At 73.9% G+C, this 18,869-nt stretch carries 17 protein-coding genes; 11 read left to right on the top strand and 6 right to left on the bottom strand.

The features are described from left to right. The first annotated feature begins 30 nt into the window (after positions 1–30). The 3 genes from cmk to der all read left to right on the top strand — a co-directional run bounded on the left by cmk (position 31) and on the right by der (position 2,994). A complete protein-coding gene (gene cmk / locus ACL02R_RS18005; protein ID WP_412797942.1) occupies positions 31–753 on the top strand; it encodes a (d)CMP kinase in 723 nt (240 codons plus the stop codon). Beyond that, entirely contained in the window at positions 750–1,406 is a 657-nt protein-coding gene (locus ACL02R_RS18000; protein WP_412797941.1) for a lysophospholipid acyltransferase family protein, read from the top strand. The genes cmk and ACL02R_RS18000 overlap by 4 nt, the downstream gene beginning before the upstream one ends. Positions 1,407–1,524: 118 nt before the next feature. After that, positions 1,525–2,994, top strand: coding sequence for a ribosome biogenesis GTPase Der (gene der, locus ACL02R_RS17995; protein WP_412797940.1), 1,470 nt, complete (start codon positions 1,525–1,527; stop codon positions 2,992–2,994). A 99-nt stretch (positions 2,995–3,093) separates the two neighbouring features. Here the strand turns inward: der and ACL02R_RS17990 are convergent, their stop codons facing one another. Next, positions 3,094–3,459, bottom strand: a complete 366-nt coding sequence (locus tag ACL02R_RS17990) for a hypothetical protein (protein ID WP_412797939.1) — start codon at positions 3,457–3,459, stop codon at positions 3,094–3,096. 124 nt (positions 3,460–3,583) lie between these two features. Then, complete coding sequence (locus tag ACL02R_RS17985; RefSeq protein WP_362964894.1) at positions 3,584–4,384, bottom strand: hypothetical protein; 801 nt, start codon at positions 4,382–4,384, stop codon at positions 3,584–3,586. A 447-nt stretch (positions 4,385–4,831) separates the two neighbouring features. Between ACL02R_RS17985 and ACL02R_RS17980 the strand changes: the two genes are divergently transcribed. Further along, positions 4,832–5,047: a hypothetical protein gene (locus ACL02R_RS17980; RefSeq protein WP_398844291.1), complete on the top strand. Its 216-nt coding sequence runs from the start codon at positions 4,832–4,834 to the stop codon at positions 5,045–5,047. A 42-nt stretch (positions 5,048–5,089) separates the two neighbouring features. Here the strand turns inward: ACL02R_RS17980 and ACL02R_RS17975 are convergent, their stop codons facing one another. Further along, complete coding sequence (locus tag ACL02R_RS17975; protein ID WP_412797938.1) at positions 5,090–6,049, bottom strand: phosphatase PAP2 family protein; 960 nt, start codon at positions 6,047–6,049, stop codon at positions 5,090–5,092. Positions 6,050–6,388: 339 nt separating this feature from the next. Between ACL02R_RS17975 and ACL02R_RS17970 the strand changes: the two genes are divergently transcribed. Beyond that, positions 6,389–8,014, top strand: a complete 1,626-nt coding sequence (locus tag ACL02R_RS17970; protein ID WP_412797937.1) for an MFS transporter — start codon at positions 6,389–6,391, stop codon at positions 8,012–8,014. 25 nt (positions 8,015–8,039) lie between these two features. Next, on the top strand, positions 8,040–9,224 hold the full coding sequence (locus ACL02R_RS17965) for an acyl-CoA dehydrogenase family protein (protein WP_412797936.1): 1,185 nt from the start codon (positions 8,040–8,042) through the stop codon (positions 9,222–9,224). Between the two features lie 30 nt (positions 9,225–9,254). Here the strand turns inward: ACL02R_RS17965 and ACL02R_RS17960 are convergent, their stop codons facing one another. Further along, positions 9,255–9,698: a cell division protein SepF gene (locus tag ACL02R_RS17960; RefSeq protein WP_412797935.1), complete on the bottom strand. Its 444-nt coding sequence runs from the start codon at positions 9,696–9,698 to the stop codon at positions 9,255–9,257. Between the two features lie 389 nt (positions 9,699–10,087). Between ACL02R_RS17960 and ACL02R_RS17955 the strand changes: the two genes are divergently transcribed. The 3 genes from ACL02R_RS17955 (at position 10,088) to ACL02R_RS17945 (ending at position 14,177) form a co-directional block, all read left to right on the top strand. After that, positions 10,088–11,008, top strand: a complete 921-nt coding sequence (locus tag ACL02R_RS17955; RefSeq protein WP_412797934.1) for a S1 family peptidase — start codon at positions 10,088–10,090, stop codon at positions 11,006–11,008. 770 nt (positions 11,009–11,778) lie between these two features. Further along, entirely contained in the window at positions 11,779–12,870 is a 1,092-nt protein-coding gene (locus ACL02R_RS17950; protein WP_412797933.1) for a S1 family peptidase, read from the top strand. Between the two features lie 98 nt (positions 12,871–12,968). Continuing rightward, positions 12,969–14,177, top strand: a complete 1,209-nt coding sequence (locus tag ACL02R_RS17945; RefSeq protein WP_412797932.1) for a DUF5685 family protein — start codon at positions 12,969–12,971, stop codon at positions 14,175–14,177. Between the two features lie 610 nt (positions 14,178–14,787). Here the strand turns inward: ACL02R_RS17945 and ACL02R_RS17940 are convergent. Beyond that, on the bottom strand, positions 14,788–15,870 hold the full coding sequence (locus ACL02R_RS17940) for a saccharopine dehydrogenase NADP-binding domain-containing protein (protein ID WP_412797931.1): 1,083 nt from the start codon (positions 15,868–15,870) through the stop codon (positions 14,788–14,790). A gap of 102 nt (positions 15,871–15,972) precedes the next feature. Between ACL02R_RS17940 and ACL02R_RS17935 the strand changes: the two genes are divergently transcribed. Then, entirely contained in the window at positions 15,973–16,536 is a 564-nt protein-coding gene (locus ACL02R_RS17935; protein WP_412797930.1) for a TetR/AcrR family transcriptional regulator, read from the top strand. A 783-nt stretch (positions 16,537–17,319) separates the two neighbouring features. On the opposite strand, the gene ACL02R_RS17930 is transcribed toward ACL02R_RS17935, so the two are convergent. Next, on the bottom strand, positions 17,320–18,345 hold the full coding sequence (locus ACL02R_RS17930; protein ID WP_412797929.1) for an aspartate-semialdehyde dehydrogenase: 1,026 nt from the start codon (positions 18,343–18,345) through the stop codon (positions 17,320–17,322). Positions 18,346–18,563: 218 nt separating this feature from the next. Here ACL02R_RS17930 and ACL02R_RS17925 point away from each other — a divergent pair, with 218 nt between their 5' ends. Further along, positions 18,564–18,866: an urease subunit gamma gene (locus ACL02R_RS17925; RefSeq protein WP_362964872.1), complete on the top strand. Its 303-nt coding sequence runs from the start codon at positions 18,564–18,566 to the stop codon at positions 18,864–18,866. Positions 18,867–18,869: the final 3 nt, after the last annotated feature.

Raw genomic sequence — 18,869 nt, 5'->3', positions numbered from 1 at the left:
GCCGGCATGTGAGAAAGGTGCGCACCCCCCGTGGCTGTTCCCGAGGCTGTTCCCACGACCGTCCCCCCGGCCGGGAACCCCGTCATCGTCGCCATCGACGGCCCGTCGGGCACGGGCAAGTCGAGCACCTCGAAGGCCGTCGCCGTCCGGCTCGGGCTCGGCTACCTCGACACCGGCGCCCAGTACCGCGCGATGACCTGGTGGATGCTGGAGAACGGCGTGGACGTCGCCGACCAGGCCGCCGTCGCCGCCGCCGCGTCGAAGCCCGTCATCGTCTCGGGCACCGACCCCCGCGCGCCCACCATCACCGTGGACGGCACGGACGTCGCCGCCCCGATCCGCGGCCAGGCCGTCACCGCCGCGGTCAGCGCCGTCAGCGCCGTCCCCGAGGTCCGTACGCGCGTCACCGGGCTCCAGCGCACCATCGCCGCCGGGGCGGGCGGCGGCATCGTCGTCGAGGGCCGCGACATCGGCACCACCGTGCTGCCGGACGCGGACGTCAAGATCTTCCTCACCGCGTCCGCCGAGGCGCGGGCCGCCCGCCGCAGCGCCGAGCTGACGGGCGCCGAGGCCGCCGACGTGGCCGCCACCCGTGCCGCGCTCGTCCGCCGCGACGCCGCCGACTCGGGCCGCAAGACGTCCCCGCTCGCCAAGGCCGCCGACGCCATCGAGGTGGACACCACCGAGCTGACCCTCGACCAGGTCGTCGAACGGGTCGCGGAGCTGGTGGACGGGAAGCGGCGGCCGAGGTGACCGCACCCGGCGCCGGCAGGGGCGCGGCCACCGGACGCAGGCTGGCCATCGGCATCATCAACGGTGCTTTCCGCCCGCGCGTGCTGGGCGCCTGGCGGGTCCCGCCGGGCGGCCCGGTCATCCTCGCGGTCAACCACACGCACAACGTCGACGGACCCGTCCTGATGGGGACGTCGCCCCGGCCGGTGAGCTTCCTGGTCAAGAAGGAGGCGTTCGTCGGCCCGGTCGGCTCGTTCCTGCGCGGCATCGGGCAGCTCAGCGTCGACCGGAAGGGCACGGACCGCGCCGCCGTCACCGGGGCGCTCGACATCCTGAAGGGCGGCGGTGTTCTGGGGATATTCCCCGAGGGCACCCGCACCGAGGGCGACTTCGCCGCCCTGCGGGCCGGACTGGCGTACTTCGCGCTGCGCTCGGGCGCGCCCGTCGTGCCGGTGGCCGTCCTCGGCAGCAACGAGCGGCGCGGCCGCCTCGTGCCCGGCATGCCGCCGCTGCGCAGCCGGATCGACGTCGTCTTCGGCGACCCGTTCACCGTCACGCCCGAGGGCGCGGCCGGGGGACGGCGTACGCGAACGGCGCTGGACGACGCGACCGTGCGTATACAGGAGCGGCTGACCGCGCACCTGAAGGACGCCCGCCGTCTCACCGGCCGCTGAGCGACACTGGACACCGGGGGACACCCGGGGACACCGCGCGCCGCGCCGTTCCCGCCCCGACAGCACAGCCCCGACAGCACAGCCCCGCAACGCACACCGACACGAGGTACTGAACTCCATGACCGACCAGAACCACCCAGGCACCGATGCCCCGCACGGTGCCCTCGGGGGCGCCGAGTACGAGGAGTTCATGGCCCTCGCGGCCGAGGAGGGCTTCGAGGCCGACGAGATCGCCGGTGAGCTGGCCGCCGCCGCGGCGGGCCCGCTGCCCGTGCTGGCCGTCGTCGGCCGCCCGAACGTCGGGAAGTCCACGCTCGTCAACCGCATCCTCGGCCGCCGCGAGGCCGTCGTCGAGGACCGGCCCGGCGTGACCCGCGACCGCGTGACCTACGAGGCCGAGTGGTCGGGCCGCCGCTTCAAGGTGGTCGACACCGGCGGCTGGGAGCAGGATGTCCTGGGCATCCAGGCGTCCGTGGCGGCCCAGGCCGAGTTCGCCATCGAGGCGGCCGACGCGGTCGTCCTCGTCGTGGACGCCACGGTCGGCGCCACCGACACGGACGAGGCCGTCGTCAAGCTGCTGCGCCGCTCGGGGAAGCCCGTCGTGCTGTGCGCGAACAAGGTGGACGGCCCCAACATGGAGTCCGACGCCGCCTACCTGTGGTCCCTCGGCCTCGGCGAGCCGCAGCCCGTCTCGGCGCTCCACGGGCGCGGCACGGGCGACATGCTCGACAAGGTCCTCGACGTGCTGCCCGAGGCGCCCCGCGAGACGTTCGGCGTCACCGTGGGCGGGCCGCGCCGCATCGCGCTGATCGGGCGCCCCAACGTCGGCAAGTCGTCGCTGCTGAACAAGGTCGCGGGCGAGGAGCGGGTGGTGGTGGACCCGACCGCGGGCACCACCAGGGACCCGGTGGACGAGCTGATCGACCTCGGCGGCACGACATGGCGCTTCGTCGACACGGCCGGCATCAGGCGCCGCGTCCACCTCCAGGACGGCGCCGACTACTACGCGTCGCTGCGCACGGCCGCCGCGCTGGAGAAGGCGGAGGCGGCGGTCGTCCTGATCGACGTGACCGAGCCGATCAGCGTCCAGGACACCCGCATCATCACGATGGCCGTGGACGCCGGACGCGCCCTGGTGATCGCGTACAACAAGTGGGACCAGCTCGACGACGAGCGCCGCTTCTACCTGGAGCGCGAGATCGAGCAGGAGCTGGTCCAGGTCCAGTGGGCGCCGCGCGTGAACATCTCCGCGCGCACCGGCCGCCACATGGAGAAGCTCGTCCCGGCCATCGAGACCGCGCTCGCCAGCTGGGAGAGCCGCATCCCGACGGGCAAGCTGAACGCGTTCCTCGGCGAGATCGTCGCCGCCCACCCGCACCCGGTGCGGGGCGGCAAGCAGCCGCGCATCCTCTTCGGCACCCAGGCGGGCACGCGCCCGCCGCGCTTCGTGCTGTTCGCGTCCGGCTTCCTGGAGGCGGGCTACCGGCGCTTCCTGGAGCGGCGGCTGCGCGAGGAGTTCGGCTTCGAGGGCACGCCGATCCATGTGTCCGTGCGCGTGCGGGAGAAGCGCGGGCGCGCCAGGAAGTAGCCGGGGCGGACGGACGGCACAAGGGGAAGGGCCGCGCGGATGCGCGGCCCTTCCCCTTGCTCGTCCCCGCGGTCTCCGCCGCTCTGGCGCCCGGCGCCGTCACAGGCTCTGGGACGACGAGTGCCGCCCGGGGTCCTGCCGTGTCGGCGGCATGACGGCGGGGACGAGCACGGCGGGCGCGTGGAGCGACCCCGCGGTGCCGTACCCGTACGCCGCGAGCGCGCTGCCCTGGCCGTGGTGCGCGCCGTGGAACGAGCCGAAGGCGACGAACGCCAGGTGTTCCTCTCCCGAACGGTCCCCCGGCAGGGACCGGAACAGCCGCCGGTACTCGGCGCACAGCGCGTCGAAGATCGGGGTCTCCGACGTCACCGCGTGCTCGTACGGCGCCCGCATGCCGGGGATGCCGGTGCGGGCCGTCGCGTGCCGGGGGGAGTGCTGCGGTCGGGAAGGGTCATATGGGTGCACGCCCCTCCAACGAGCGGCGCGCCCGACGGATGCGGGCCGCGGAACCGCTTCTACCCGATCGCCCCAGCCAGGAGCCGCCCCCGGGCGCCCGCACGCGCGCCCGCGCCGGGGCGCGCGTACCGGATCAGGTACCGGCGAGCGGCATCGCGGCGGCGACCAGCAGCCCGCCCGCCGCGGCCTTCTCCAGGGCCTCCCGCATCAGGTCCTCGCGCGGCTGCTGCCCGATGGCACCGGCCGGGGCGCAGTAGACGAGCACGGTGCCCCGCTGGTTCGCGCTCGCGCGCCAGCCGTCCGTGACGGCGAGCGGCTGGTGCGCCTGCCACCAGGCGAGCGGCTGGCCGCCCGGGTTGGCCTGGAGCACCGCGTGCAGCTGGCCCATGGCGACCAGCACGGACCAGCCGGGCAGCTTCTGCGGCGGCGTCGCGACGTCGGTGACGGGCACGAAGCCCGCCTCGATCAGCAGGGGCAGGAAGTCGTCGCCCGGACCCTCCGTGCCGGGGCGGGCGATCGGGCCCGTCGGCTCGACGACGATCGCCGGGTACAGCTGCTCCTCGACGAGGATCTGGCCGCATGTCACGCCCAGTACGGCCTGCTCGGGCTGCGGTTCGGGGAGGCCGCCGGGGGCCGTGGCCTGCGCGGGCACGCCGCCCACGGGGCTGTCGCCGGTCAGCGACCTGACCGCGCCCTTGAGCTGCTCCTCGGAGACCGTCACGACCTGGGACGGGATGCAGGAGGCGTGCGCGAAGGCGAGGACGGCGGTCTCGTCCCCGACGAAGAGGACCGTGCTGGTGCGCTCCTGCTCGGTGTTGCCCGGGGTACGGCAGGAGGTGCAGTCGTAGCTTCCCGGGGCGTTCTCGCCGGCGAGCAGCCGTTCGGCCTCTTCGTCGCCGATCTCGGCGCGTACGTCATCGCTGACGTCGAGCAAGGGGGACACTGTCGCTCCTCGGTTCGGGCTGTGGTCGGTTCGGGCTGTGGCATCTCGGGCGCCCCGCCACGGGCGGCGAGGTGCCCCGTGCTCAACGGGCGGGACGGCGCCCGGGTCACGCCCGAGGGGCGGCCAATCCTGCCCGGCGCCGTGCCGGGGCGCGGGCGCGCCCCGGCCGGGGAGGGCGCCGCCGCCGGGTCCCGCCGTTCCCGTTGTTCACCGGAAAGGTGAATTCGCGGTGGCGCGGGCTGATTTTCCGGCGCGCGGGAAAAGGCGCGGGAATTGCGCGGGGCGCCGTGCCGGGAGGAAATTGCGGGAGGCCGTGCGAACGCGAAGGCCCTGTTGGGCCGAACGGGTGGCGCGGGGTTCCGCTGTGACAGAAGCGTGACAGTTCGCCGATCCCGGCGGGACTTCCGGGTGGTCCGGCCGAGGCCGTACGGTGGCAGCATGGCTCCCGTACCCAGGCCGCCGCAGCCGCCGCAGGACGTCCCCGACCGCTACGTCGGCATGCGCGCCGACGACGCCGAACGCTCCGCCACGGAACGGGGCTGGCCCCGCGTCCGGAGACTGGCGCCGGACGCGATCGTCACCATGGAGTTCATGCCGGGGCGCCTCAACCTCGCCGTGCGCGACGGCGAGGTCGTGCGCTGCTGGCAGGGCTGACCCCGGCCCCTGGCCGCCGCTCCGGGCGGCTTCCGGGGCGTCTCAGTGGCTTCCGACGGGCCGCGCCGGGTGCTCCGGATGGTCGGGCTGGTGCGGGTGGGCGACCTGGTGGGTGGTGTGCGCGGTGGCGGGACGCAGCCGGATCTTCGCGAGCCGCGCGGGCTCGCCCGCCCCGGTCAGCTGCTCCTCCGGCACGCGCACCGAGGCGGCCGCCGGGAGCGGCGTCACGCCGAGCGGACGGGGCGTCCCGGTGCCGGACCGCCGCGGGGCCGTCCCCAGGGCGTGCCCCCAGAGGGTCAGGAGGAGGCGCTCGACGCGCGTGATGACCGGCTCGCACCACGGGAGCGCCAGCAGGATGAGCAGACCGGCGGCCCAGCCGAGCAGGACGTCGCTCACCCAGTGCGTACCGAGGTAGACGGTCGTGGCGCCGACGCCGAGGGCGCACAGGGCGGCGATGACCGACAGGCCGCGCCTGGCGCGGGGGGTGGTGGCCAGATAGGCGAGGATTCCCCAGGTCACGACGGCGTTGGCGGTGTGGCCCGAGGGAAATATATCGCCGGTCAGGAACATCTCGTTCGAGCCCATGACCGTCGCGTAGTGCGGGCCCTCGCGGCCCATGCCGATCTTCGCGGCGCCCACCGTGACGTTCAGCAGCAGCAGCGCGCAGGCCATCACCAGCAGCGGGCGCGGGGTGCGCGTGCGCCACGAGCGCCAGCCCAGCCATGCCACGACCAGCGCGGCGGTCGGGCCGCGCTGGCCGAGGACGACGAAGTAGTCGAGGAACGCGTGCATCTCCGGCCACTGCTTGTACGGCCGGAACAGCATCACCTGCCAGTCCAGCCGGACCAGCCAGGACGTGCTCAGGACCGCCGCCACGATGGCCGCGTAGAAGCCGAGGGTGGCCCACAGCAGCGCGACGCGCGTGCGGCTCATCACGGGAGCCGGCGCGTCGGGTGGCTGAGGCTCCTGTTCGAGGCGGGCGAGGAGTCGGTCGGTACGCACTTTTTCAAGATTACAGCCCGTGATAGCGGCCCTCCTGCGCGGCCCCGCCTTCGTAATGGCTATGTGATGTATGGCCCGTCAATTCACCCGCCCGGCTTCGCTTCGCTCCATGGAATGCGCGGCGTCCGGGAATTGTGTTCCGGTCAATTCGGCGGAGCTTCGCATCGGTTTCCCGCCGGGCGCGGCGGGTGAACGCCGCCCCCTTGTCCTGGTGACGCGCTGCCGTAGTCTGTCTGACCATCCGCCCGCAACCACCGTGCCCGGCGCCGCGCGTGCCGCCGGGAGTCCCCCGTGGTGGCGCGGGGCCGCCGTCCGCGCGCGCGGAGGAAAGGTGCGTCGATGTCCGGGATCGCCCCGCCCGGAGCCTGTCGCGGTGCCCGTAACCGCTGGACGGTCCTGGTCGTCCTGTGCGTGAGCCTGCTGGTCGTCGCGATCGACGCGACGGTGCTGCACGTCGCGGTCCCCGCCGTGACCGAGGACCTGCGCCCGAGCGGCGTCGAACTCCTGTGGATCGTCGACGCGTACCCCCTCGCCTGCGCCTCACTGCTGATCCTCTTCGGCACCCTCGGCGACCGCGTCGGCCGCCGCCGCGTGCTGCTGGCCGGCTACGGCTGCTTCGCCCTCGCGTCCGCCGCCGCCGCGTACGCCCCAGGGCCCGGGACGCTCATAGCCGCGCGCGTGCTGCTCGGCGCGGGCGGCGCGATGATCATGCCCGCCACGCTGTCCATCCTCCGGCAGGTCTTCCCCGACCGGCGCGAACGGGCCCTGGCCGTCGGCATCTGGAGCGCGGTCGCCGCCGTCGGCGCGGCGATCGGCCCGCTGGCCGGCGGTGTCCTGCTCGAACACTTCTGGTGGGGCTCGGTCTTCCTCGTCAACCTGCCGCTGATGGCCGCCTGCCTGCCCGTGGCGCGCCTGCTGCTGCCCGAGTCCACGGGGGACAGCACCGGCCCGTGGGACGTCACGGGCGCGCTGATGGCGGCCTGCGGGCTCTTCGCCGTGATCCTCGCGGTCAAACGGGCGGGCGGGGGCGACCTGTTCACGCCGGGGACCGCGCTGGCCGCGGGCGGCGGGGCGCTGCTGCTCGTGCTGTTCGCGCGGCGGCAGCGGCGGCTGCCCGAGCCGCTGATCGACCTGTCGTCGTTCGCCAGGCCCGCGTTCGGCACGGCGGTCGGCTGCATCGTGCTGACGGTGCTGGCACTCGTCGGCCTCGCGCTCGTCGCGGCGCAGTACCTCCAGCTCGTCCTCGGGCTCTCGCCGCTCCGGACCGGGCTGCGCCTGCTGCCGCTCAGTGTGGCAGCCATCGCGGCCGGGCTCGCCGGCTCGCGCCTGCTGGCGGCTCTGGGGCCGCGCCTGATGGTGACCGCCGGGTTCGTCCTGACGGCGGTGGCCGTCCTGACGCTGACCTGCCTGGACGGCCACGACCGGCCGGTCCTCATGGTGACCGGCTTCGTGCTGCTCGGCTTCGGCCTGGAGACGACGCTGTTCGCTTCCTACGAGTCGATGCTGAGCGACGTCCCGGTGCGGCAGGCGGGCGGCGCGGCGGCGATCGGCGAGACGGCCTACCAGTTCGGCGCGGGCCTCGGCATCGCCGTCCTCGGCAGCATCATGAACGCCGTGTACGGGCCCGCCGTCCACCGCTTCAAGGGCGTCAGGGGGGACGAGAGGGCCGCCGCGGGGCACTCGCTCGGCGAGGCGTACACGGTCGCCTCGCACGTCGGCGGCGGGGCGGGGGAGGCGCTGCGGCAGGCGGCGCGCGACGCGTTCGTCCACGGCATGAAGACGACGCTGCTGGTCAGCGCCGTCCTGCTGCTCGCGGGCGCCGTCGCCGCCAGGCGCCTGCCGCGCGATCTGCGCGGGCCGGACGAGGAGACGCGGGCGCCGTCCGCTTGCCCTCCGGCGTTACCGGCCCGTAGCGTCGCGGGACGCGCGGGTGCGGCGGGGTCCGTCCCGCGCGCCGACAGCTGAGACGACGCAAGGGAAGGGGTCCCGCATGCCGGACCGTCCCGCCTTCGATCCCGCCGACCCGCTCGGCATCGACGAACTGCTCGGCGACGACGACCTCGCCGTCCGGGCCACCGCGCGCCGCTGGGCCGCGGACCGGGTGCTGCCGTACGTCGCCGGCTGGTACGAGCGCGGCGAACTGCCCGACCCGCGCGGCCTGGCCCGCGAGCTGGGCGCCATGGGCGCGCTCGGCATGCCGCTGCACGGCTACGGCTGCGCGGGCGCGTCGGCCGTCCAGTACGGGCTGGTGTGCCTGGAGCTGGAAGCCGCGGACTCGGGCATCCGCTCCCTCGTCTCCGTGCAGGGCTCCCTCGCCATGTACGCGATCCACCGGTACGGCTCGGAGGAGCAGCGCCGCGCCTGGCTGCCGGGCATGGCCGCCGGGGCGGCCATCGGCTGCTTCGCCCTCACCGAGCCCGACCACGGCTCCGACCCGTCCGGCATGCGCACCGGCGCGGTGCGCGACGGCGGCGACTGGGTCCTGACCGGCCGCAAGACGTGGATCACCAACGGCTCGATCGCCGACGTCGCCGTCGTCTGGGCCAGGACGGACGAGGGCGTGCGGGGCTTCCTCGTCCCCGCCGGGACGCCAGGCTTCACGGCGCACACCATCCGGCACAAGGGCTCGCTGCGCGCCTCGGTGACGAGCGAGCTGGTCCTCGACGGGGTGCGGCTGCCCGCCGACGCGGCGCTGCCCGGGGGGCGCGGGCTGCGGGCGCCGCTGAGCTGCCTGAGCCACGCGCGGTACGGGATCGTCTGGGGCGCGCTCGGCGCCGCGAGGACGTGCTTCCGCACGGCGCTTGAGTACGCGGGGACGCGGGAGCAGTTCGGGCGGCCCATCGGCGCCTTCCAGCTGACGCAGGCGAAGCTCGCGGACATGGCGGTGGAGCTGGAGAAAGGGCTGCTGCTCGCCCTGCACCTCGGGCGCCGTATGGACGCCGGGCGGCTGCTGCCGGAGCAGGTGAGCCTCGGCAAGCTGAACAACGTGCGCGAGGCGCTGGACATCTGCCGCACCGCCAGGACCGTCCTGGGCGCGAACGGCATCTCGTGGGAGTACCCGGTGATGCGCCACATGGCGAACCTGGAGACGGTCCTCACCTACGAGGGCACCAGCGAGATGCATCAGCTGGTGCTCGGCAAGGCGCTCACCGGTCTCGACGCGTTCCGCGGCTGATCCGCTCCGCCCGGTGGGGGCGGGAGCGGATCAGCTCTGGTTGTAGAAGCCGTCCTCGGCGGAACGGTCGCGCTGTGCGGTGACGATCTGGTAGTCGGCGGGGGTGAGGAGGAAGACGCGGTTGGCGACCCGTTCGATCGTCCCGCGCAGGCCGAAGGTGAGACCGGCCGCGAAGTCCACCACGCGCTTGGCGTCGGCGGAGTCGAGGACGGTCAGGTTGATCACGACGGGGACCCCGTCGCGGAACAGCTCGCCGATCCGGCGCGCGTCGCCGAAGCCGTCCGGCGTGACCGTGGCGATACGGCCCCCCTGGTCGTGCGCGACCTCGGCCGCGACCCTGACCCGCGGGTCGGTGGTCCACGGACCGGCGGCGTCGCCGGGCTCGGGCCCCTCCGCGTACTCGTCGTCGTAGTAGCGCATCTCGCGGTCCTCGACGAGACCGAGCCAGGCGCTCGCCTTTCGCACCGATCCCATGGATGCCTCCTCTCCTCCCGGGCGGCCTGTACCCGTCCGCATCCCCCCTATGGTCGTCCATCATGCGGATGATGCGCCAAGGGTATGCCCATCAGATCCCGTTTTCGTGACGGTTCTGGTGCATTCGAAGTGGGGCTTCATCAGCGGTGTTGTGCTCGCGGCGTGCTGACTGCGAGTAAGTTCGGCACGCCCGGCCGATCGGGTGACGGAGCGCGTGCGGAGGGTGTCCGAAAGGCGTTCTTTTCAACGGCGTCGGCGGTGAGAAGACTCTGCACCAGCGCTTGTCAGGGCCATGGCGGAAGGGGTGCGTCCCCGCCGTCCTGCCCCTGGCCACGCCTCACCCCTGCCCAGACAGCCAATGGGCACCGGATTCCTTACTGGAGGATCAAGTGGGTTTGAAGCGCACCAACCCCCACGGGCGTACGTCCCGCCGGCTCCGGCTGGCCGCCGCCGCCTCGGGGCTGCTGGCCGCCGCCGCGTTCGTGATGCCGAACGCGGCCCAGGCCGAGCCCGTCGCCACCTACAGCACCTCGCAGCTGAGGGCCGCCGGCGACGCCGTGCTCGAAGCGGACGTCGCGGGCACCGCCTGGACGGTGGACAAGCAGTCGGGCCGTGTCGTCGTCACGGTGGACGAGACGGTCTCGAACGCCGAGATCGCCGAGCTGCGCAGCAGCGCCGGCGCGCTCTCCGGCGCCCTCTCGGTGGAGCGCACCGAGGGCACCCTCCAGCGCTACCTCGCCGGCGGCGACCCGATCTACGCCGACCTCGGCTGGCGCTGCTCGGCGGGCTTCAACGTCTCGATCGGCGGCGCCGCCTACTTCCTGACGGCGGGCCACTGCACCGAGGGCTTCCCGAACTGGTACACCAACTCGTCGCTGACCACGTACATCGGTCCGACGGCCGGGTCCAGCTTCCCGGGCAACGACTACGGCCTGGTGCGCTACGCGAACAGCGCCATCCCGCATCCCGGTGTGGTCAACCTGTACAACGGCAGCACGGTGGACATCACCGGCGCGGCGAACCCGACGGTCGGCCAGAGCGTCCAGCGCAGCGGCAGCACCACGGGTGTGTGGGGCGGCTCGGTCACCGGTCTCAACTACACGGTGAACTACGGCGGCGGTGACATCGTCTCCGGCCTGATCCGCACCAACGTCTGCGCCCAGCCCGGCGACAGCGGTGGCCCGCTGTTCTCCGGCCGCACCGCCATCGGCCTCACCTCCGGCGGCAACGGCAACTGCTCGACGGGCGGCACGACGTACTTCCAGCCCGTCGTCGAGGCCCTGAACGCCTACGGGGCGACCATCCTCTGACGCACGCGCGTCCCCTCGCACGACGCTCCGCCCCGCCGGTCCCCGACCGGCGGGGCGGAGCGCTGTCCGGGACCGCCGGCGGACGCCCCCGGCCTTTCGTCCGTGGTCCTGTCCTGTGGCCGCGCACCGGCCGGGGGCGACCGGCGGCCCGTTGACCCTGCCTCAGGCGCCTCCCCGCCGCGCCCGGCCACCGCGCCGGGCGGCCCGTGCGACGGCGCCCGGCGCCCGTACCGCCGTCCGCCGGGCAGCGCCCGCGTACGCCGCCCACCTGCGCGTGCGCCCGTCCCCGCCGCGCCCGGCGCCGCGTCAGAAGGCCGCCCGGCAGCGGCGGTCGGTTCCCGCGCCCGCTCCGGAACGACGCGCTCCCGTCCGTGGCGTCGCTGTGACACAGCTCACCTGACATGTGTTCGGGGGGACCGGTATGTGGGTGAAACGCGCGTAGCAGGCGGCGATTTCCGGACAGGTCCAGACCACTTGATGTCGCCGCTCCCACCGCGCCGGGCGGGCGTACACATACGCAAGGTGCCGCCGCACTGTCCGTCCCACGCAGGAAAAGCCGGAGTGTTCTGGATGGTTTACGCGCATTACCTTCACCGGTGTGCTCATATGGTCGGGGCAAGTTCTCGGCCTTGTGCCGTACCCGCCCGGCTCGGATACTCGCCGGTATCGCTTGGCATGAACGTGACTGGCCCGCGCCGCGCCGGCCGGGACCGGCCGGGTTCATGCGCTCTCCGGAGCCCTGGCTCCAACCCCCACAGGAGGAAAAGAGCGTGACACACCGACGTACGTCACACCGGCGACGTGTCGCCGCCGCGGCGGCCGGCGCCGCGGCCCTCTTCGCCGGCACCTTCGCCGTCGCGGAGGCGAACGCCGACCCGGCCGCGGTCCCCACGGCCGCGCCCCGGGTCCTCTCGTCCGCCGAGGCGGGCACTCTCGCGGCCTCACTCTCCGCACAACTCACCCCCGAGACCTCGGGCGGCACCTACTACGACGCGGACTCGGGCACGCTCGTCGTCAACGTCACGGACGAGGCGGCCGCCTCGACCGTCCGCGGCGCGGGCGCCGAGGCCCGTGTCGTCCGCCACAGCCTCGCCGAACTCGACGAGGTGAAGGACGCCGTCGCCGGGTTCGCGGTGGCGGGCACGGCCTGGGCCGTCGACCCGGTCTCCAACACGGTCCGCGTCACCACCGACAGCACGGTGCGCGGCACGGAGCTGACGGACCTGCGCACCGCCGTCGCCGGACTCGGCGACACCGCCTCCCTGGCCGCGGTGCCCGGGGAGTTCCAGCCCTTCCTCGCGGGCGGCGAGGCGATCTACAGCTCGGGCGCGCGCTGCTCGCTCGGGTTCAACGTCACGGTGGGCGGCGCCCCCGGCTTCCTCACGGCCGGGCACTGCGGGAGCGTCGGCAGCTCCTGGTCCGACTCCGCCGGCGGCGCGGCGGTCGGCACCCTGACGGCGGGTGAGTTCCCCGGCTCCGACTACGCGCTGGTCGAGTACGCCGACCCGGCGCCCGAGCACCCGAGCGAGGTGTCCCTCTACGACGGCGGCACCCAGGAGATCACCGGCGCCGCCGAGGCGACGGTCGGTCAGAACGTGCGGCGCAGCGGCAGCACCACGGGCGTCCACGACGGCCAGGTGACCGCCGTGGACGTCGCCGTCCGCTACCCGCAGGGCACCGTCGAGGGCGCGATCCAGACGACCGTGTGCGCCGAACCGGGCGACAGCGGCGGCGCCCTGTTCGACGGGTCGAGCGCGGTCGGCCTCACCTCGGGCGGCAGCGGCGACTGCACGTCGGGCGGGACGACGTTCTTCTACCCCGTGACGGACGCGCTCGCCGCGGTGGGGGCTACGATCCCGTAGCGGTAGACCGTCAGATCACCGGCACGTCGCTGCACGGAGCCCCCGGTCCGACAGGGACCGGGGGCTCCGCGCTGCGGCGCGACAGGGGGGAACGCGCAATGTTCGGAATCGTGCGGCCGTGCAGACACCGGCTGCCCGAAGGTCTGTTCCAGGAGTGGATGGGGCATCTGTGCGGGCTGTGCCTGGCCCTGCGGGGGGTGCGGGGGCAGGCGGCGCGGGTCGCCACCAACTACGACGGGCTGCTGATATCCGTGCTGTTCGCCGCCCAGGCGCCCGCCGGCGCGCGGGTACGGCGCACCGCGGGGCCGTGCGCGCTGCGGGGGATGCGTACGGCGTCGGTCGCGGCGGACGAGGGCGCGCGTCTCGCGGCGGTGGTCTCCCTGGTCCTGGCGTCGGCCAAGCTGCGCGACCATGTGGCCGACCGGGACGGCGTGTTCGCGCGTCCGGTGCTCGCGGGCGCGGCGCGGCGCGTCGCCTCCGGGTGGGACGCGGCGGGCGCGCGTTCCGGCGGGGCGGTCGGCTTCGACACGTCGGTGCTGGTGGACGCGGTGGCGCGGCAGCCGGAGGTGGAGGGGCTCGCGGGGCCCGGCACGTCCGTGCTGGCCGTGACCGAGCCGGTCGAGACGGCGACCGCCGCCGCGTTCGCCCACACCGCGCGGCTCGCCGGGCGGCCGGGGAACGCGGCGCCGCTCGCGGAGGCGGGCACCCTCTTCGGCCGCCTCGCGCACCTGCTCGACGCCGTGGAGGACCTGGAGAAGGACCGGCGGGAGGGCGCGTGGAACCCCATCGACGCCACCGGGACGCCGCTGCCCGAGGTCAGGCGGCTGTGCGACGAGGCGGTGACCGGGATACGGCTGGCGCTGCGGGACGCCGAGTTCTCCGACGGGAAGCTGGCGCACCTGCTGCTGGCCCACGAGGTCGGGCGCTCGGTGGACCGCGCCTTCGGCGGCGGGCACGCGCACGACGGGCACGGGCCCGCCATGCCGTGGGCGTCCGGTTCGGGCGACCCCCGGCTGCCGGTGCCGCCCGGTGTGCCCGACATACTCCCCGATCTGCTCCCCGACCGCGACAAGCGGAAGAAGCGGCGCAACTTCTGGGCGGGCTGCGCGGCGTGGAGTGCGATGTTCTGTACCTGCCAGGTCTGCTGCCGCGAGGACTACGCCGACCCGTGGACGGGCAAGGAGCGGCACGGCTGGTGCCACTACGCGGAGTGCTGCGAGTGTTGCAACTGCTGCCAGTGCTGCAACTGCGGTGGCGGCGACAGCGGGGGCGACGGAGGCTGCTGCGACTGCAACTGTGACTGCTGAGCGCCCCGGCCCCCGCCGCGCCGTGGCCGTGGCCGTGGGGATGGCCGACACGTGACCGTGGTGCACTGACCGCCAGGGTTCGGCTTCCGGGTCTTGCCGGGTCAGGCCGCGTTGTCGGATGCGGTGCCTCGCAAGGCGGAGCATCGCGGCTCGTACTCGGTCCTACTCTTCGCGATGAGACAACGCGGCGAGGGTCCCCCAGGCCCGAGGGGGCCTGGGAGGTGCCCCCACGCCGACAGCGCGTGCCAGGGAAGATCCGGACGACGCGCCTTGGGTGTCCTGACCCGTGAGGTCGGGGACGCGGTTGGCGGGTGGTTGGCCCTTGAGTGCGGTGTGTCCGCGGCGGGGATTGTGAGTGTGGTGCCATCGCGGGTAGGCGTCTCGTCGCAGCGACCAGCCGTCGTCCACGACGCAGCGGGCCAGACGCAGCAATCCACACCGAACCCGGACAGCCTTCACTCGCTCAAGATCACCTCGCCGTGAAACCTGTCACCAATCTCCGTGGCAGAACAGCGGCAGTCCCTACCAGGGACGTCGACATCAATTGCTCCGGCGGGGCCGCGCTGAGCGAAGGACCCGGATCGCTCGGCACGGTTGACAACGCCCGTGGTCAAGCAACCTCATCTACGATGTGGCCTCCGGCGGCGGTAGCGAGGTCCGGGCCGAGGGCGGCGGCCGGGGTGTGTGCGCCGGGTCGTCCCTTGCCCGCGGCGAGGTGGAGCGCGGTCTGCGCGGCGACGGCGGAGGTGAAGTCCATGGCGTCGCCGGTCCGCAGCCAGCCTTCGCGGACGGTGCCGTCGGGCCAGGTAACGACGGCGTGGCCCCAGGTGTGCGGGCGCGGGCGCGGGGCGGCCTTGGTCTTGATCCCCGCCATCCGGCCGATCGCGAAGGTCCGTACCGCCCGGATCCGCAGGAGCGCGGACAGCAGCGGCAGGGCCGCCCGGACGGCACGCGAGGCGGGAATGAGGCCGGAGGTCGCCGATACCGAGGGGGCCCCGCTCACCCGCTGAGCGGCGATGAGTTCACCGGAGGGGACACCGACCGCGGACATGCGTTCCCCGTCGGGCAGGGTCAGGTGATGAACCTCCCCGCCGAGGCGGGTCTTGAGCAACTGGCCGCCTTCGTAACGGCGACCGCCCATCGCGAAGCCGTCCACGATGCTGGTAGCGAGGGCGGTGCCGAGCACGCCTGCCTCCACCGCAACCGAAGCGAAGGCGTCCACCCGGACCCGGCTCGGCACGGGGCGGTTCTGGCACAGGTGGGCCACAATCGCCTCGGTGCCGAGGACGCCGAACCCCGCACCGGTCACCAGGGTGCTGCTCGCGGCGGCGGCCTCGTCGTGCAGGGCGAGCAGGCGGTGGAAGGCGGTCGGGTCGTTGGCCTGGTCGAGGTAGTGGCTGCCGCCCGACAGGCAGGCGCGGGCGAGCGGGACGACGGTCTCGGCGTAGTCGCCGATGGTGTTGACGACCACGGCGGGCCGCTGGCGGGTGATTTCGGCCGCCATGGCGTCCGCCCCCGCCGCGACAACGGTCTTCGAGTCGGCGTCGAGCCCGAGTCCGGCGGCGACTTCACGCAGTCGGCCGACGTCGCGTCCGACCAGTACGGGGATGGTCCCGGCGGCCACGATCTGCGCCGCGACGGCCCGCCCGACCCGGCCGGTGGCCCCCAGAATCCACATCTCACCCTGTGTCATCGCTCTTCTCCTTCTCCGGCGTCTCTCCGATGTCTCAGTGTGTCATCGCCAGGCTAACATCCCGATGACACAGTGAGACATCGGTGTGGGTAGTGTGGGGGCATGGCACGTTGGGACCCTGGAGCACCGGAACGCCTGCGCCAGGCGGCGCTCGACCTGTTCGCCGAGCACGACTACGACGCCGTGACGGTGGCGCAGATCGCGGAGAGGGCGGGGCTGACCCGGCGGACCTTCCACCGGTACTTCCCGGACAAGCGGGAGATCCTCTTCGCCGGCTCCGAACGGCTTCCGCCCGCCGTGGCCGAGGCCGTCCTGGCCGCGGACCCCGGGCTTGCGCCGCTACCGGCGGCGCTGTCGGCCCTTCGCGAGATCGGTACGGCGGCCAGCGACATGGTCACCGACTCCGGGCGCCGCAAGGCGATCATCGAGTCCAGCCCGGAGCTCGTTGAGCGCGAGCGCAGCAAGCTTGCGGAGGTCACCGCCGCGCTTCGGGACGCGCTGGAGCAGCGCGGCGCTGGGTCCACCGAGGCGCACCTCACCGCGCGGGTGGCCTCGATCGTCTCCGAGGAGGCGTTCGCCCGCTGGGCCAGCGGCGAGGGCGCCTTCCCCGAGTGCTTCGACGCCGCAGAGGCTGCGCTCCAGACGGTGCTGGCCGGGGGCGCGTGAGCCGAGAGCGGCGGCGCCGCCCCGCTCAGCATTGCAGACAGCCCGCGAGGACACCGCGGACGAGCAGGAGGCTCGCCCACCCCTGTCAACGACGCTCGTGGTTGATACACCTAGGCGCGGTGGCCGGCACAGGGGGCGTGGAGGTGCTGCGCCGGGTGATGCGTGTGGACCGGTGTGCGCCGCCGGACGGGGACGTGGTGTCGGGCGGCTGCTCTGTTCCGCTGCGTGCGGCGGGACGGGGCTTGGCGGTGGTGGCTGTGCGTGCGCCGAGCGAGGGGGTGCGCTCCACGGGGTGGCCGTGGCCCGGGGCGTCGGCGCGGGCCGGGTGGGGCGCGTACGGGATCACGGTGGGCGCCGGACCGGGGCTGAGGTCCGCGCGGCGGTGTCGGCGGGCGTGGTCCTCGACATGTGAGAGGCCCTCCGGCGACCCGCACGGAAGGCGTCAGGGTGTGTCGATCGGCCGCCCATACGGCGCCGGGGGCCGTGCCGGCCCAGGCGCTGGGCGCGTGGGGCGTGGTCGTCGACGGTCAGCGGCGACGTCCCGGTGATGCTCGCCGGGCGGCCGGGGTTCGCCCGTGGGACCGTCCGGCGGAGTCGCGGTTCCGGACGGTCCGCGGAGCGGGTGCGTGCCCTCCTCGCCTCCCGAAAGCCGGTGGCGCCGGCGGCCGTCCGGCGAGGCCACCCGGGGGATGGCGCGGGACGTACCGGCGGGTGGTGGCGGTGGGGAGGGGCGGCTGTCCCCGTGTCCTCGCGGGGGACGGGGGCAGCCGCCGCCCGTGACGGCTACAGGCCGGCCGCGACCACTTCCGCGATCTGCACCGCGTTGAGCGCCGCGCCCTTGCGCAGGTTGTCGTTGGAGACGAAGAGCGCGAGCCCGTTCTCCGCCGTCTCGTCCGCGCGGATGCGCCCGACGTAGCTGGCGTCGCGGCCCGCCGCCTGCTGCGGCGTCGGGATGTCGGACAGGGCCACGCCGGGCGCGCCGTCGAGCAGCTCGCGGGCGCGTGCCGGGCCGAGGGGGCGGGCGAAGCGCGCGTTGATCTGGAGCGAGTGGCCCGTGAAGACGGGGACGCGTACGCAGGTGCCGGAGACCTTGAGGCCGGGGATCTCCAGGATCTTGCGGCTCTCGTTGCGGAGCTTCTGCTCCTCGTCCGTCTCCTCCAGGCCGTCCTCGACGAGCGAGCCGGCCATCGGCAGGACGTTGAACGCGATGGGGCGCACGTACTGCTGCGGCGCGGGGAAGTCCACGGCCTGGCCGTCGAAGGTGAGGCGCGTCAGGTCCTGCCCGGCGGCGGCGCGCACCTGGTCCTCCAGCTCGGCGACGCCGGACAGGCCGCTGCCGGAGACCGCCTGGTAGGTGGCGACGACGAGGGCCGTCAGCTCCGCCTCGGCGTGCAGAGGGCGCAGCACGGGCATGGCGGCCATGGTGGTGCAGTTCGGGTTGGCGATGATGCCCTTGGGGCGGTGCGCGGCGGCGTGCGGGTTGACCTCGGAGACGACGAGCGGGACGTCCGGGTCCATGCGCCAGGCGGAGGAGTTGTCGATCACGACGGCCCCGGCGTCCGCGACCTTCTCGGCGAGCGCCTTCGACGTGGTCTTGCCCGCCGAGAACAGCACGATGTCGAGCCCGGAGAAGTCGGCGGCCGCCGCGTCCTCGACCGTGACCACGCCGTCCTGCCAGGGCAGCGTGCTGCCCGCCGAGCGGGCCGAGGCGAACAGCCGGAGCTCGTCCACGGGGAACTTCTGCTCGGCGAGGATGCCGCGCATCACGCCGCCGACCTGTCCCGTTGCTCCGACGATCCCGATCTTCATGAGGCTCCTTCGCAGTACGCCCGCCCGTCCGTACGGGCAGGGTGCTCGTCCGGTGGATGTCCCGCCGTCCCCCACCAGACTGCCCCGAGCGGAGTGCCGAAGGCCAATCCATTCACGCCGGTGATAGTTCTGTATGGAAGTAACGCCACCGTAACGAGGTCGAACTAGCCTCCGGAACCTGGCGTTTCCGGTCCCCCACGACAGCAGAGGTGGAAGGCGTGCAACTCACCCCGCGCGAGCAGGAGCGACTGCTCATCCACGTGGCCGCGGACGTCGCCGACCGGCGGCGCGCCCGGGGACTGCGGCTCAACCACCCGGAGGCCGTCGCCCTGATCACCGCCCACGTCCTGGAGGGCGCGCGCGACGGCCGCACGGTCGCCGAGCTGATGGAGTCGGGCCGCCGCGTCCTCGGCCGGGCCGACGTGATGGAGGGGGTGCCCGAGATGATCCACGACGTCCAGGTCGAGGCGACCTTCCCGGACGGCACCAAGCTCGTCACCGTCCACGAGCCCATCGCCTGAACG

The organism is Streptomyces sp. MS19, from assembly GCF_047200595.1.
Lineage (GTDB): Bacteria > Actinomycetota > Actinomycetes > Streptomycetales > Streptomycetaceae > Streptomyces.
The sequence above is the reverse complement of the archived record's forward strand: the minus strand, read 5'-3'. Positions and strand labels throughout refer to the sequence as shown.

Excerpts from the sequence above, each read along its gene's own strand:
- der (WP_412797940.1), top strand. The coding sequence starts at position 1,525 with ATGACCGACCAGAACCACCCAGGCACCGATGCCCCGCACGGTGCCCTC.
- ACL02R_RS17980 (WP_398844291.1), top strand. The coding sequence starts at position 4,832 with ATGGCTCCCGTACCCAGGCCGCCGCAGCCGCCGCAGGACGTCCCCGAC.
- ACL02R_RS17970 (WP_412797937.1), top strand. The coding sequence starts at position 6,389 with ATGTCCGGGATCGCCCCGCCCGGAGCCTGTCGCGGTGCCCGTAACCGC.
- ACL02R_RS17965 (WP_412797936.1), top strand. The coding sequence starts at position 8,040 with ATGCCGGACCGTCCCGCCTTCGATCCCGCCGACCCGCTCGGCATCGAC.
- ACL02R_RS17960 (WP_412797935.1), bottom strand. The coding sequence starts at position 9,698 with ATGGGATCGGTGCGAAAGGCGAGCGCCTGGCTCGGTCTCGTCGAGGAC.
- ACL02R_RS17945 (WP_412797932.1), top strand. The coding sequence starts at position 12,969 with ATGTTCGGAATCGTGCGGCCGTGCAGACACCGGCTGCCCGAAGGTCTG.
- ACL02R_RS17940 (WP_412797931.1), bottom strand. The coding sequence starts at position 15,870 with ATGACACAGGGTGAGATGTGGATTCTGGGGGCCACCGGCCGGGTCGGG.
- ACL02R_RS17935 (WP_412797930.1), top strand. The coding sequence starts at position 15,973 with ATGGCACGTTGGGACCCTGGAGCACCGGAACGCCTGCGCCAGGCGGCG.
- ACL02R_RS17930 (WP_412797929.1), bottom strand. The coding sequence starts at position 18,345 with ATGAAGATCGGGATCGTCGGAGCAACGGGACAGGTCGGCGGCGTGATG.